This is a genomic window from Marinobacter sp. G5_S1_61_S3 (genome assembly GCF_054968585.1).
Genome location: NZ_JBQKUK010000029.1, coordinates 1 through 12,756 on the forward strand (window position 1 = coordinate 1; position 12,756 = coordinate 12,756).

Below are 12,756 nucleotides of genomic sequence, written 5' to 3' on the forward strand. Positions count from 1 at the left end.
TTTCGGAGAGAGATCCCCGTCCGGGCCCACGCTTTATCAGTTAGCCCGCAAAATCAAACACCGAGCGATTCAATATCGCTGGCCAGCATCGCCAGTTGGTGAGCAATGGATTCCCGCAGCTTTTCCCCGGAAATCAGATAGGAAGGCGCCGCACAAGTCAGCGCCATAATGGTGCCATCCTGCAGGTGAATGGGCACACCCGCAGAGTTGATGTTGCGATCCCACTCGCCGAGCGACAGGCAGAAGCCATACTTCTTGTAGTCTTCCATCGAGCGCTCAAGGCCCTCCTGCTTCTCCGGCCAGGCGTCACCATACTTGGCTTCCATGGCATCCGTGATGACCTTGCGGCCTTTATCCGAAATGGCACAGTAGTAGGCTCGACCGGCCGATGTGGTGGCCATGGGCAGCTTCAGACCGATATCCATACGCAGCAGCGATGCTTCCGGCGGCAGGCGATTTTCCACATAGATCATGTGCAGACGATCGCGGCACGTCAGGCCCACGGACATGTTGGTCTGACGGGCAAACTCGTCCATGTAAGGCTTAGCCAGCTGGCGCACTTTAAGGTTGGAAACGTAGGCGTAACCAAGTGCCAATACGCCGGAGCTGAGCTGGTACTTTTCCAACTGGGCGTTATAACTGAGGTAACCCAGCTTGGTCAGGGTGTAGGTCATGCGCGAAACGGTGGGTTTCGGCAGCCCGGTCAGGCGCGCGATGTCCTGATTGCCCAGAATCACCGAGCCCTGGCTAAAGGCGCGAAGCACATCCAGGCCACGGGAAAGTGCCTCTACAAACTTGCGATCTTTCTCAGGCTTTACCGGTTCACCATCACCGGATGCTGCCAGGAGTTCCGGCGGGGTGGCTTGTGCTTTTGTCATAAACGGGCGTCCTCCAACAGCTGCGCCTGATCCGCTGTGCCCGGACTACCGGGGCTATGTTCGGATAGTAAGAAAAGATGCGGTATTTTAATCGCTGCAGATATCAAGTACCAGAAACCATTATCAAAAGTCGTGCCAAATATGAAACACTCTTCCTTTATGTTTCAATTCTCTTCCAATATCGCGACACAAGACCCCGGGTTTACGGATAGTTTGCGGTATATTATTCTGCAATGTGAAACTTGGTAACTGAATTAGAAGCCGATGACAACCCCGGAGAGCACATGAAAGTTCTATTTGTAGCAGGAGACCCCAAACCGGAGCGCTGGACCGTTCCCATAAAGGAGCTGCTTCCGGAAGCCGAGGTTCACGTATGGGACGCCAACGGCCCGGCGGTGGATGCCGATTACGCCATTGTCTGGCAACCACCGGAACAACTGTTTGAGCGCGAAAAAAAGCTCAAAGCCGTGTTTAACCTGGGCGCGGGAATTGATGGGTTGCTGGCCGTGCCCAATCTGCCACCTCAACTGCCCATCGTGCGCCTGGAAGATGCCGGCATGTCCGCGCAAATGGCGGAATACGTGTTGCACCAGCTACTGGAAGCCAGCCGGGGCATGGAAACCTACCGCGAGCAGCAACGCCAGGGTACCTGGAAAATTCATCGCCCGATCAAGCGCAGTGAGTGGCCAGTAGGCGTCATGGGCCTTGGCCATATTGGCAAGCGGGTGGCACGTACCCTCGCCGGCCTGGATTACCGGGTCAACGGCTGGGCCCGCAGCAAGCACGACCTGGACGGCGTCTCGACCTTTTCCGGTACCGAAAACCTGACCGATTTCCTGCAATCAACCCGCGTTCTGGTGAACACTCTTCCACTGACCGACGAAACCCGGGACATCCTCAATCACCAGCACCTCAGCCAACTCATGCCCAAAGCCGTGGTGATCAACGTGGGCCGGGGAGAACACCTGGTGGAAAAGGACCTGATCAAAGCCATCGAAGACGGGCATGTCGCCCGGGCGTCCCTGGATGTGTTTCGCCAGGAACCCCTGCCCGCGGATCACCCCTTCTGGCAGCGGCCGGAGATCACCATTACGCCACATATCTCGGCGCGCACCCTGAGGGAGGCCACCCTGGAGCAGATCACCGGTAAGATCCAGGCACACCACAACGGTCAGCCGATTTCCGGCATCGTGGACCCCAGCCGAGGCTATTGAAACCCTATACATTTGCGCCGGTCAGCCAGTGGCCGGCGCCACCACAAATATCCCCCACAGCATCAGCAATAACAACGGAATGGAGAGCAGGACAAAAGCGCCGTTCCAACCAAACGCCACCACCCAGCGTGACACCTGCCCGAATCGTGACAGCAGCATAACGGCCGGGCCGAACGGCGACAGCATCATGGCAAGGGAGAAACCAATCACCAGGGCGACCGCAATCGGCAGGGGGTTCACGCCCTCGGCGACCAATTGCGGCATCAACCCTGCCTGAACACTCAGCACAGTAATCGGGATGATGCCGATGGCTGAGAGCATCGGCATCATTAATAACCCACCCACAGCCAGTAAAAATACGCCCAGCTCACCAGTCGCCATGCCTGCCAGGGCATCCGCCGGAATCACCGAGACCAACGCCACGCCCAACCCGGCGGAACCTGCGAAGATCGACATCTCGTTGCTCATACCGAGCATATTGTCGGTGGCTTCCCGTACCGCCATAGCTGGCGAGCGATCGTGCCAGAACATATAAAGAAGGGTGACCACCGGCACCGTCAGCATCGCGGCCACTGACACTTTCAGTTCCGTTAACTGCACCAGCAGGCCCATCGCCGTGAAGATGATCAATACCAGCAACAACAGCCGCCCACTTCCAGCCGGCCAGGCTTCCAGCGGTTCGCGCTCACCGCTGACCCGACGAAAACGCTTGTGCTCCAACCCCCATCCCACCAGAACCAGCAACACCGCGCTGCCAATGCCATAGGGCAGCAGGCCCGACCAGCTCAGGGAGGGTACTTCACGGGCAATAATGGCGACCGCAACACTGGTTGGCGCAACCAGCGGCACCAGCGCAAATCCTCGCAATGTACTGATCAGCACACTGCGCAACCAGCGCACCCGCGAAGCCCCGGTAATACCCCGCTGCCGCAGGGTATCCGACAACGTGCCGCAAAGCAGGTTCATCACGCCGAAGTTCAGCACTGACGCAATGCCGCAACTCACCACCGCGTATTTCGGGTACAGCAACGCCGGGCGACCACCTAGCAGCACATCGTGTATACGCTGCAGCATCTCAAGCCGTCGAACCAGGCATTGCATCATCCCCAGGCTTCCCAGGAACGCCGCATAAAAGGCAGCGTTGGACGCGGCACGCATCAGATCCTCGGCTGCCAGTTGCCGGATAACCCCCAGATAACCGATCACAACCAGCGAGATCAGGAACAGGTAACGGGAATAAGATTGCAGCCGCCTCAGCGCCAGCGTGAAATAAAGCACAAACAACACACCCGCAAAGGCACTGACCTTTATGCTGGAAAGGCAAAGCGCCAAAAGCTCCAGAAAAACCGCAGCAGGAACCAGAAAACGGCTCATAGCAGATTACTGACCTTGGTTGGTGGTATCGGTTGCATTTCAAACAGACCCGGATTAGTCTTCAACAACCAATATACAAAACTTAGTTCCGCTATACGAAACTATATCAACACTAATGACATGACAAGCCCACCCCTTCCCTCCTTACAAACGGAAGATCACAATGGGAACCATGTCTGATCAAATGGGAGATGCCATGAGCGCTTTCATCTACGATGGGCTACGAACACCCTTCGGTCGACACGCCGGCGCACTGGCCAGGGTTCGCCCTGACAACCTTCTGGCCAGCGTTATCAAAGCGCTGGTTGAGCGCAACGCCTTTGCCCTTGAGGCCTACGAAGACGTTATTGCCGGTTGCACCAACCAGGCCGGCGAGGACGCCCGAAACCTGGCCCGCCACGCCGGGCTGTTGGCCGGCCTTCCTGTTGAAACCGGTGGCCTGACCGTTAACCGCCTGTGTGGCTCTGGCCTGGCAGCCATCATCGACGCCGCCAGGGCGGTTCGCTGCGATGAGGGCGAGCTGTTTGTCGCCGGCGGCGCTGAAAGCATGAGCCGGGCACCGTTTGTGATGGCCAAGAGCGAAAGCCCGTTCAGCCGCGACTTTCGTGCCTTTGACAGCACCATCGGGGCCCGCTTCCCCAACCCTCGCATTGAGGCCGACTTCGGTGCCGACACCATGCCCGAAACCGCCGACAACATTGCCAGGGAGCTCAACCTCAGCCGGGACACCGTGGATCAGTTTGCCGCTCAGAGCCAGGCCCGATACGACGCTGCCCTGAAAGATGGCTTCTATAATGAAGAGATTATGCCCATTGACGTCCCTCAGGGCCGGAAAAAACCACCCGTCAGCGTGAACAGCGATGAGCATCCGCGGCCTCAGTCCACCCACGAGGCACTGGCCGGCCTGCGCCCGCTGTTCGAAGGAGGCGTGGTGACTGCCGGCAACGCCTCGGGCATCAACGATGGCGCCGCGGCCCTGATCATCGGCTCTCGCAAAGCCGGCGAAAAGGCCGGTATTCAGCCCCGTGCCCGTATTGTATCCGCAGCGATCGCCGGTGTTCCGCCACAGGTCATGGGCTACGGCCCGGTACCCGCCAGCGAGAAGGCCCTCGCCCGCGCGGGCCTCGGCATCAACGATATGGACGTCATCGAGATCAACGAAGCCTTTGCGGCCCAGGTTCTTGGCTGCACCCACAAACTGGGCATCGACCCGACCGATTCCAGGCTGAACCCCAACGGTGGCGCCATTGCGGTTGGCCACCCCCTTGGGGCGTCCGGTGCACGGATTGCATTGACCGCCACCCGCCAGCTTGAACGCAGTGGCGGACGTTACGCATTAATCAGCATGTGCATTGGCGTTGGCCAAGGCATTGCGGCTGTTATTGAGCGAGTATCTGATTAAAAGAGCAACCGACTAATTTTCTGAGGAGACACACCATGGCTTCCGCACCCTGGGATGACCTGCTGCAGTTCGACAAGCAACTGGATGAAACCGAGCGTCAGGTACGTGACAGTATCCGTTCGTTCTGCGATCAGCGCCTGATGCCCGGCATTACCGAAGCGAACCGGCATGAGAAGTTCGACCGTTCCATTTTTACCGACATGGGCGATCTGGGCATGCTCGGCGCTACCCTGCCGGAAGAATACGGCGGCCCCGGCCTGAACCACGTGTGCTACGGCCTGATTGCCCGCGAAGTGGAACGGGTTGATAGCGCCTATCGTTCAGCCCTGAGTGTCCAGTCGTCATTGGTTATTCACCCGATTCACGCCTTTGGCCAGGAAGCCCTGAAAAAACGCATCCTGCCCCAACTGGCATCCGGCGAAAAAGTGGGCTGCTTTGGCCTGACCGAGCCCAACCATGGGTCTGACCCGGGCAACATGGAAACCCGCGCCAAGAAAGTCGACGGCGGCTATCTGGTCAGTGGCTCCAAAACCTGGATCACCAACTCCCCCATTGCCGATGTTTGCGTGGTCTGGGCTAAGCTCGAGGGCAAAATCACCGGTTTCGTGATCGAACGCGAAGGTGCCAAGGGTCTGGACACGCCGAAGATTGAGGGTAAGTTTTCCCTGCGGGCTTCCGAGACCGGGTCCATCTTTATGGACGAAGTCTTTGTCCCGGACGAGAACAAGCTCGACGTGGAAGGTCTGAAAGGTCCTTTCAGTTGCCTGAACAAGGCCCGTTTCGGCATCAGTTGGGGCTCCATGGGCGCTGCCGAGTTCTGCTGGCACGCAGCCCTCAATTACACGCTCGAGCGCAAGCAGTTTGGCAAGCCTCTGGCGGCCAATCAGCTGATCCAGAAGAAGCTGGCGGATATGCAGACCGAGATCACCCTGGGCCTTCAGGGCGCCTTGCAACTGGGCCGTATGATAGACGCCGGCAACTACTCGACGGACGCCATCTCCATGCTCAAGCGCAACAACTGCGGCAAGGCCCTGGACATTGCACGGGTAGCCCGTGACATGCACGGCGGCAATGGTATCGCCGACGAATACCATGTCATCCGCCACGTGATGAACCTGGAAGCGGTGAATACCTATGAAGGTACTCACGATGTCCACGCCCTGATTCTGGGCCGCGGACAGACCGGGATTCAGGCTTTCAGCTGATCCTGCTGCCCATAGCTCCAAAAAGCAGAGCTCCGGCTCTGCTTTTTTTATGCCCACAAAAAAGCCCCGGAGCGGGGGAGCACTCCGAGGCAAGGATGCATAAAAGCACCTTAGAATTGGTTTATGTCAGACGTTTATCGATCAGAAGCTCAATTTCGCGGAAGCCATGACCTGCTCATACTGCATGCTGCTACTGGTGGCAATCTCACCGAAATCCCAATAGGCGTACTCCAGCCCCAGCGTCAGATTGCGGTGGGCAGACCATAGTATGTTGGCGTGAACCGAGGTCGACGAGTCGAAGTAACTCAACGTTCCGGCAGGCGGTGCAACCAGATCATCAACAATTTCCGTGTGCGAGACCGTCAGGGTGCTACGCCATGCAGGCGACCAGAAGTGGCGATAGGCCGCAGTGGCACCATAGGTCTTGAGAGGCTCGACATCGCCTTGGGCAAGGGCTGCCAGATCCACGTCCGGGTAGGTCAGCAGGCCCATGTACCGGCCGAGCGCGCCATAGCTGTACTGCAGGCGCAGATCATCACGGCCAACCGTCGGAATGCGGGCGCTCAAAGACACGGCTCCGTCAGTTATGGTTTCATCCGCTGCGTCGTCTTCAAAATTCCGCAGCAAACCGGCAATGGAGTAAAACCCGTAGTTACCTCGAATCTGATACCGCATAGCGAGGTCCGGGTAGGACTGATCGTCGTAGGAGTTGCCGTAGTAGCCGTCTTCGGGATTCTCCAGGGAAACCATTAGCTTCCCGCCTGGCGCAGCCATGTTGTAGCGAATCATGGGCTGGGTTGCGTAGATAAAAGCCGCTTGCTTGCCCTGATCAAGAATTTCCGGCATGGCCGCCAGGTCGGTGAACGTGGTGTAGGTCTGACCAAAATCCCAGCCGTTCCAGGAACCGTAGGCCTGGCGCAAACGGGGGGAATAACTGTTGGACACGATCTCGTTACCGGTTTCATTCATGCCGTCGTTAAGGTCCTGGTTAAAGTCCATCTCCAGGTAGGTGGTCAGCGTGTGACCGACGACATCCTCGGTTTTGGTGCCGATACTGATCCGTGATTCCCGGGCCGAGAAACCGGTCTTCCAGTCGCTTTCATCCGAAGCCGCGGCACTCGCGAAGGTTCTCGGCAAACCAATGCTGTAGCTGTTCAGGCTGCCATTCCCGTGGGAACCAAAAATAGCGTCGGCCTTGATAAAACCACCGAATGAAATCGTTGTGCTTCCAATCTTGATCCCGTCGCCGTCTCGCAGCAAATAGGGGTTGTCTTCTGTCAATTCAGGCGCGGTAGACACCGCGCCTTCCAGTTTTTTTTCCAGCTGTTGGACCCGCTCTCGCAGTTCGTCCAGCTCAGTGCTTTGCGCCAGCGCGGAGCCGGAACCGATGGCCATCAGCGGCAGCCCGGCAATAACCACGGCTCGGAGCAAGGGACGCACCTGGGAAGGTATTGTTGTTGTCATCTCAAACCTCTTAACGGAGTTGATTTCATGTCGTTGTTATTGGACGTTCCGGTGCCGGCACTGGGACACACCAAATCAATCACGCTGTTTCACTGTGCAGTATTTTGTGATTGTTAGGTTTCGCATAGCAGTACCAGCTTCCGTGTTTTCGAATATAGACAATACTTTTGTTATCAACAAGTGAGTGAAACCAAATTTTAATGAAATCGGTAATTACTCTGTATTTTGTTGTTTCATTAGCATTGACAGACGAGCAACCCATAAAAGATCATTGAGTAATTCTGCTATGCGGTATATATTTTCGCTGTAATGCATTAACGAGGTTGATTCGATGAACATGAACTACACCGCCGAGGAACTCGCCTTCCGTGACGAAGTGCGTGCGTTCCTGGATGAAAAGCTGCCGGCCGACATCGCCGCCAAAGTGAAAGGATTCCGCCGCCTGTCCAAAGAGGACCATCAGCGCTGGCAGAAAATCCTTTGCGAGCAGGGCTGGTACGCGACCCACTGGCCGGAAGAGTACGGCGGTGTAGAGTGGACGCCCGTGCAAAAGCACATCTGGGACGAAGAATCCTGCCGTTACGGCGTTCCCCGCTCCATCCCGTTCGGGGTGAATATGGTGGCGCCGGTGATCATCAAGTTCGGCAGCGAGGAACAGAAGCAGACGTACCTGCCGCGCATCCTCAGCGGCGAGGACTGGTGGTGCCAGGGGTATTCCGAACCCGGCGCGGGCTCTGACCTGGCGTCTCTTAAAACCCGTGCTGTGCGTGATGGCGACCATTACATTGTTAACGGCCAGAAAACCTGGACCACCCTGGGCCAGCACGCCAACATGATCTTCTGCCTGGTGCGTACCAACACCGAGGTCAAGAACCAGGAAGGTATTTCGTTCCTGCTCATCGATATGGACACACCGGGCATTACCGTGCGCCCCATCATCACTCTGGATGGTGAGCATGAAGTTAACGAAGTGTTCTTCGAGGACGTGAAGGTGCCGGTTGAGAACCTGGTGGGCGAAGAGGATAAAGGCTGGACCTATGCCAAGTATCTTCTGACTTACGAGCGCACCGGCCTGGCCGGTATCGGTATGTCCAAGGCAGCACTGTCGCACCTGAAAAACCTGGCATCACGCCGCCTGAAAAACGGTCGGCCGCTGCTTGAGGACCCCTCATTCAGTCAGCGCATCGCCAAAGTGGAAATCGACCTCACGGCAGCCGCCATCAGCAACCTGCGTATTATTGCCTCTGTTGAAGGTGGCGGTGTGCCGGGTGCGGAAAGTTCCATGCTGAAAGTAAAAGGCACCGAGATCCGCCAGGCCATCAATGATCTCGCCCGCCGCGCGATCGGGCCCTATGCCCTGCCGTTCCTCGAAGAGGAGATGGATATGGATTACGAGGGCGACTTCCTGTCGGATAAAGATGCCGCTCCCCTGTCGGCCCAGTACTTCAACAACCGCAAGCTGTCGATCTTCGGCGGATCCAATGAGATCCAGAAGAACATCGTGTCGAAAATGATTCTCGGGCTTTAAGGAGACGACCATGGATTTCCGACTTAATGAAGAGCAGCAGATGCTGCAGGACACCGTGGAACGGCTGGTGCGCGGTGAGTACAGTTTTGAAAAACGACTGGCGTTCAGTGAGACGGAACTGGGCTTCAGCGCCGATTTCTGGCAGCAGCTTAGCGAGCTGGGCCTGACCGCTGTACCTTTTTCCGAGGAACTCGGTGGCTTTGGCGGCAGCGGTGTGGAAGTTCAGTCCGTTATGACTGAGCTGGGCCGCGGGCTTTGCCTGGAGCCATATGTGCAGTCCATTATTCTGGGCGGCGGCCTGATTGGCCAGGCAGGCAACGACAGCCAGAAAGACACCTGGCTGGCCGGCATCGCCAGCGGCGAACTGAAAGCCGCTGTAGGCCTGCAAGAGCCCCAGAGCTTCTATGACCTGAATAACGTGGAAACCCGTGCCGAGAAAAACGGCGAGGGCTATGCTCTGAACGGCCGCAAGGCCGTGGTGATCAGCGGCCACTGTGCCGACCTGATCGTGGTGTCCGCACGCACCTCAGGCGACGCCCGCGATGCCGACGGCATCAGCCTGTTTGCCCTGAGCCCGGATACCGCTGGCGTTGAGCGCCGAGCTTACCCCACTATCGACGGCTCCCGCGGCTGTGACATTACCTTGAACAACGTCCAGGTCGGTGCCGACGCGTTGCTGGGAGAAGAAGGCAAGGCTGCCGGGGTGATCGAGTATCAGGCCGGTCGCGCCATCGCCGCCATCTGCGCCGAGGCTGTGGGCGTCATGGAAATGGCCAATGAGCTGACTCTGGATTACCTCAAACAGCGCAAGCAGTTTGGCGTGCCTATCGGCCGGTTCCAGGTGTTGCAGCACCGTATGGTGGATATGATGTCGGAACTGGAGCAGGCTCGTTCCATGGCAATTCTTGCCGCCAGCGTCGCCGACAGCGAACCCAGTGATGAACGCCGCCGCGTGCTGGCCGCCGCCAAGAACGTGATTGGCCGTGCCGGTCAATTCATCTCCGAGGCCGGCATTCAGTCCCACGGTGGTATCGGCATGACCTGGGAGTACAACTTTGCCCACTACGCGAAGCGGCTGATCGCCATCAATCACCAGTTGGGGGATGACGATTTCCATCTGGAGCAGTATGCCACTTTGTTGCAGGCAGGCTGACAACTGAGGCTCTCATCATGACGACAACCGACGATCAGTCATCACAACGGGATCTGAGAAAAGCCGAATGGAAGGTCCGTACCGAGCTGGCCGCCGCCTATCGCCTGGTGGCGCTGTTTGGCTGGGACGATCTGGTGTTCACCCACCTTTCGGCACGGGTGCCGGGGCCGGATCATCATTTCCTGATCAACCCCTATGGGCTTCTGTTTCATGAAATCACCGCGTCGTCACTGGTGAAGGTGGATAAGGACGGCCAGGTGGTGGAGTCTGGCGGTCTCTCCCGTGTCAACCCGGCCGGATTCACCATTCACAGTGCCGTTCACATGGGCCGCGAGGATGCCGGTGCGGTGATGCACCTGCACGCGCCGGATGGGGTGGCTGTGTCGGCGCACCGGGATGGTCTGTTGCCCCTGAGCCAGACGGCGATGCTGTGCCTGAATCACCTGAGCTATCACGATTATGAAGGTGTGGCGCTGAACCTGGATGAGCGCGAGCGGCTGATCAGAGATCTGGGTGACAAGTCGATGATGATGCTGCGCAATCACGGGGTGCTGACGGCGGGCAAGGACGTGCCGGAGACGTTCACCTATCTGTATTTTCTGATGAAGGCCTGCGAGATCCAGGTCAAGGCCCAGAGTTGTGGGCCAACCTGCATGCCGTCAGAGCAGGCCATTCAGACAACCGCTGACCAGTCTCAGTCGCTGGGTAGTGCGGCGGCATTGACCTGGCCCGCATTGGTTCGGCTTCTGGATAGCAAGAATCCCGGGTACGCTGTTTGAGTCTCTGACTTTGCACCTTGTGCACCATGGAAGCAGATATGCTCTCTGTTGAATTAAACGATCTTGAACATTTTTGCGGCACTACCATTGGCCATAGCCCTTGGAAAACCGTCACCCAGGAGATGATTCAGGCGTTTGCGGACGCCACGGGCGATCACCAGTGGATTCATCTGGATGTTGAGCGGGCCACGCGGGAAACGCCGTGGAAGAGCCCCGTCGCCCATGGGTTTCTGACCGCGTCGCTGATTCCACTGCTGAATCAGGAGGTCATTGACGTGCAGGGCAAAGGCGCCAGCATAAACTACGGCATCAATAAGCTGCGCTTTCCTGCGGCGGTGAAATCCGGGGCGGATATCCGTAGCAAGATGGAATTGCTGGATGTGTCCAGGGTGGATGATCAGCGCACGCTGGCCACCTACCGAACCACCGTGGAAATCCGTGGAGAGGACAAGCCTGCCTGCGTGGCAGAGAACCTGGTGATGTACGTGGCCTGATCGGTCAGACGCCAGAAGCAACACAAAAAAAGGGGCCCTTGGGCCCCTTTTCTCATTCAGATGGGTGCTGATACCCCCATCACTTGATCTCTTCCCGAACAATCTCGCCGTCTTTCACCACGGCCAAGGTCGTCTCCGTCACGAAACCACCGTTTTCGGTGACTTCGGTGACTTCGTACGGGTTCTTGCGGGTGTCCATGTTTTTCAGGGCATCGCCGATCGCAGCACGGATGGTTTTCGGGTCGGTGGACTCGGTGGCGTCCATGGCTTCCACCAGGGCGTGCAGCGCCAGGTAGTTGTAGGCGGCTTCGGATCCGGGCATTTTGTCGTACTCGGCCTTGTAGCGCTTGATGAAGTCTTTGGCCGCCGGGGTGTCATAGACGCTCAGTGGAACCACGCCGATGGCGCCTTCCACCATGTCCAGGCCACCGGCTACCTGGGCCACTTCGTCAATCTTGGCCTGGTCCATCACGATAAAGCCGCCCTGAAAGCCCATCTGGCGGGCCTGTTGCACCACCAGACCGGTCGGCTCGGAGGCGCCGCCCACAAACATCACGTCCGGGCTTTCTGAAATGATACGGCTGACGCCGGTAAAGAAATCCGCCGATTTGTTGTAGTCCATGGGGTTGTCAGAAACCACTTCTCCCCCTTTGGACTCCCACTCTTTCTTGATCATGGCACCCCAGATTTTGGCGTATTCGTGGGTTGCGCCGCCCATGCCCAGCTTCTTGCCCTCGTGCTCAAGGGCGTAGTCGGTAAAGGCCCGCACGTAGCCATCAAAGGTGGGAGGAATACGCAACGTCAGGCTGTTGCCCTTTTCGGTGATGCTGGGCACGCTGGAGTAGGCCATCACCAGAAAATTGTCTTTCTCGTTGAAGTCCTGGAGGGCGAAAATACCACCGGAGTGAGGCACGAACACCGCCGACACGTTGGACTCCTGCTTCAGTCGCTTGGCATTGGTCGCCGCCTGCGCCGGTGAGTAACGATCGTCCAGGGGGACCAGGTTGACCGTGGTCTTTTCGCCGTTCAGGTCAAAACCGCCCGCCGCGTTGATTTCCGCCACCGCCATTCGCAGCCCGGACAGCGTGTTTTCACCGTATAAAGCAGCGCCGCCACTCAGCGGGCCGGTGAATCCGATGTTGACTTCGCCCGCCATTGCACCGGCGGACAGGCTCATCCCAAGGGTTGCCGCCGCGACAGCCTGACCCAGTTTTCTGACTATTTTCATTGTTGTCTCCTGGTTGTGTTGTGCGTGTCACTCTGAT

The 12,756-nt window shown here is 57.8% G+C and carries 11 protein-coding genes; 7 read left to right on the forward strand and 4 right to left on the reverse strand.

Translation table 11 applies throughout. The features are described 5' to 3' along the window. Nucleotides 1–53: 53 nt before the first annotated feature. On the reverse strand, nucleotides 54–878 hold the full coding sequence (locus ACTRWH_RS20075; RefSeq protein WP_041335593.1) for an IclR family transcriptional regulator: 825 nt from the start codon (nucleotides 876–878) through the stop codon (nucleotides 54–56). A gap of 284 nt (nucleotides 879–1,162) precedes the next feature. On the opposite strand from ACTRWH_RS20075, the gene ACTRWH_RS20080 reads away from it, so the two are divergent. Further along, on the forward strand, nucleotides 1,163–2,092 hold the full coding sequence (locus ACTRWH_RS20080; RefSeq protein ID WP_462826776.1) for an NAD(P)-dependent oxidoreductase: 930 nt from the start codon (nucleotides 1,163–1,165) through the stop codon (nucleotides 2,090–2,092). A 21-nt stretch (nucleotides 2,093–2,113) separates the two neighbouring features. On the opposite strand, the gene ACTRWH_RS20085 is transcribed toward ACTRWH_RS20080, so the two are convergent. Beyond that, nucleotides 2,114–3,466: a hypothetical protein gene (locus ACTRWH_RS20085; RefSeq protein WP_462826777.1), complete on the reverse strand. Its 1,353-nt coding sequence runs from the start codon at nucleotides 3,464–3,466 to the stop codon at nucleotides 2,114–2,116. Nucleotides 3,467–3,662: 196 nt separating this feature from the next. Between ACTRWH_RS20085 and ACTRWH_RS20090 the strand changes: the two genes are divergently transcribed. Further along, the gene (locus tag ACTRWH_RS20090; RefSeq protein WP_036205534.1) at nucleotides 3,663–4,868 is read left to right on the forward strand and encodes a 3-oxoadipyl-CoA thiolase; all 1,206 of its coding nucleotides are present in this window, start codon (nucleotides 3,663–3,665) and stop codon (nucleotides 4,866–4,868) included. 35 nt (nucleotides 4,869–4,903) lie between these two features. Continuing rightward, complete coding sequence (locus ACTRWH_RS20095) at nucleotides 4,904–6,073, forward strand: acyl-CoA dehydrogenase (RefSeq protein ID WP_036202119.1); 1,170 nt, start codon at nucleotides 4,904–4,906, stop codon at nucleotides 6,071–6,073. Nucleotides 6,074–6,214: 141 nt separating this feature from the next. Here the strand turns inward: ACTRWH_RS20095 and ACTRWH_RS20100 are convergent, their stop codons facing one another. Further along, on the reverse strand, nucleotides 6,215–7,537 hold the full coding sequence (locus ACTRWH_RS20100) for a DcaP family trimeric outer membrane transporter (RefSeq protein WP_462826778.1): 1,323 nt from the start codon (nucleotides 7,535–7,537) through the stop codon (nucleotides 6,215–6,217). Between the two features lie 331 nt (nucleotides 7,538–7,868). Between ACTRWH_RS20100 and ACTRWH_RS20105 the strand changes: the two genes are divergently transcribed. From ACTRWH_RS20105 to ACTRWH_RS20120, 4 genes are read left to right on the forward strand one after another with little or no spacing between them, the layout of a single operon-like run. Further along, nucleotides 7,869–9,065 carry an acyl-CoA dehydrogenase family protein gene (locus ACTRWH_RS20105; protein WP_085681904.1) on the forward strand — a complete coding sequence of 399 codons (1,197 nt, stop codon included), beginning with the start codon at nucleotides 7,869–7,871 and terminating at the stop codon, nucleotides 9,063–9,065. A 10-nt stretch (nucleotides 9,066–9,075) separates the two neighbouring features. After that, nucleotides 9,076–10,218, forward strand: a complete 1,143-nt coding sequence (locus tag ACTRWH_RS20110; RefSeq protein ID WP_036202109.1) for an acyl-CoA dehydrogenase family protein — start codon at nucleotides 9,076–9,078, stop codon at nucleotides 10,216–10,218. A 17-nt stretch (nucleotides 10,219–10,235) separates the two neighbouring features. Beyond that, nucleotides 10,236–10,997, forward strand: coding sequence for a class II aldolase/adducin family protein (locus tag ACTRWH_RS20115; protein ID WP_228210207.1), 762 nt, complete (start codon nucleotides 10,236–10,238; stop codon nucleotides 10,995–10,997). Between the two features lie 38 nt (nucleotides 10,998–11,035). Next, nucleotides 11,036–11,491: a MaoC family dehydratase gene (locus tag ACTRWH_RS20120; protein ID WP_036202105.1), complete on the forward strand. Its 456-nt coding sequence runs from the start codon at nucleotides 11,036–11,038 to the stop codon at nucleotides 11,489–11,491. A 79-nt stretch (nucleotides 11,492–11,570) separates the two neighbouring features. Here ACTRWH_RS20120 and ACTRWH_RS20125 read toward each other — a convergent pair whose 3' ends face one another. Then, nucleotides 11,571–12,719 (reverse strand): ABC transporter substrate-binding protein, encoded by a 1,149-nt coding sequence (locus ACTRWH_RS20125; RefSeq protein WP_075195540.1) that lies wholly within the window; start codon nucleotides 12,717–12,719, stop codon nucleotides 11,571–11,573. Between the last annotated feature and the right edge of the window lie 37 nt (nucleotides 12,720–12,756).

What these genes read in the sequence shown, in the direction of transcription:
- ACTRWH_RS20080 (WP_462826776.1), top strand. Translation starts at nt 1,163, where the DNA reads ATGAAAGTTCTATTTGTAGCAGGAGACCCCAAACCGGAGCGCTGGACC.
- ACTRWH_RS20075 (WP_041335593.1), bottom strand. Translation starts at nt 878, where the DNA reads ATGACAAAAGCACAAGCCACCCCGCCGGAACTCCTGGCAGCATCCGGT.
- ACTRWH_RS20085 (WP_462826777.1), bottom strand. Translation starts at nt 3,466, where the DNA reads ATGAGCCGTTTTCTGGTTCCTGCTGCGGTTTTTCTGGAGCTTTTGGCG.
- ACTRWH_RS20090 (WP_036205534.1), top strand. Translation starts at nt 3,663, where the DNA reads ATGAGCGCTTTCATCTACGATGGGCTACGAACACCCTTCGGTCGACAC.
- ACTRWH_RS20095 (WP_036202119.1), top strand. Translation starts at nt 4,904, where the DNA reads ATGGCTTCCGCACCCTGGGATGACCTGCTGCAGTTCGACAAGCAACTG.
- ACTRWH_RS20115 (WP_228210207.1), top strand. Translation starts at nt 10,236, where the DNA reads ATGACGACAACCGACGATCAGTCATCACAACGGGATCTGAGAAAAGCC.
- ACTRWH_RS20125 (WP_075195540.1), bottom strand. Translation starts at nt 12,719, where the DNA reads ATGAAAATAGTCAGAAAACTGGGTCAGGCTGTCGCGGCGGCAACCCTT.
- ACTRWH_RS20105 (WP_085681904.1), top strand. Translation starts at nt 7,869, where the DNA reads ATGAACATGAACTACACCGCCGAGGAACTCGCCTTCCGTGACGAAGTG.
- ACTRWH_RS20110 (WP_036202109.1), top strand. Translation starts at nt 9,076, where the DNA reads ATGGATTTCCGACTTAATGAAGAGCAGCAGATGCTGCAGGACACCGTG.
- ACTRWH_RS20100 (WP_462826778.1), bottom strand. Translation starts at nt 7,537, where the DNA reads ATGACAACAACAATACCTTCCCAGGTGCGTCCCTTGCTCCGAGCCGTG.
- ACTRWH_RS20120 (WP_036202105.1), top strand. Translation starts at nt 11,036, where the DNA reads ATGCTCTCTGTTGAATTAAACGATCTTGAACATTTTTGCGGCACTACC.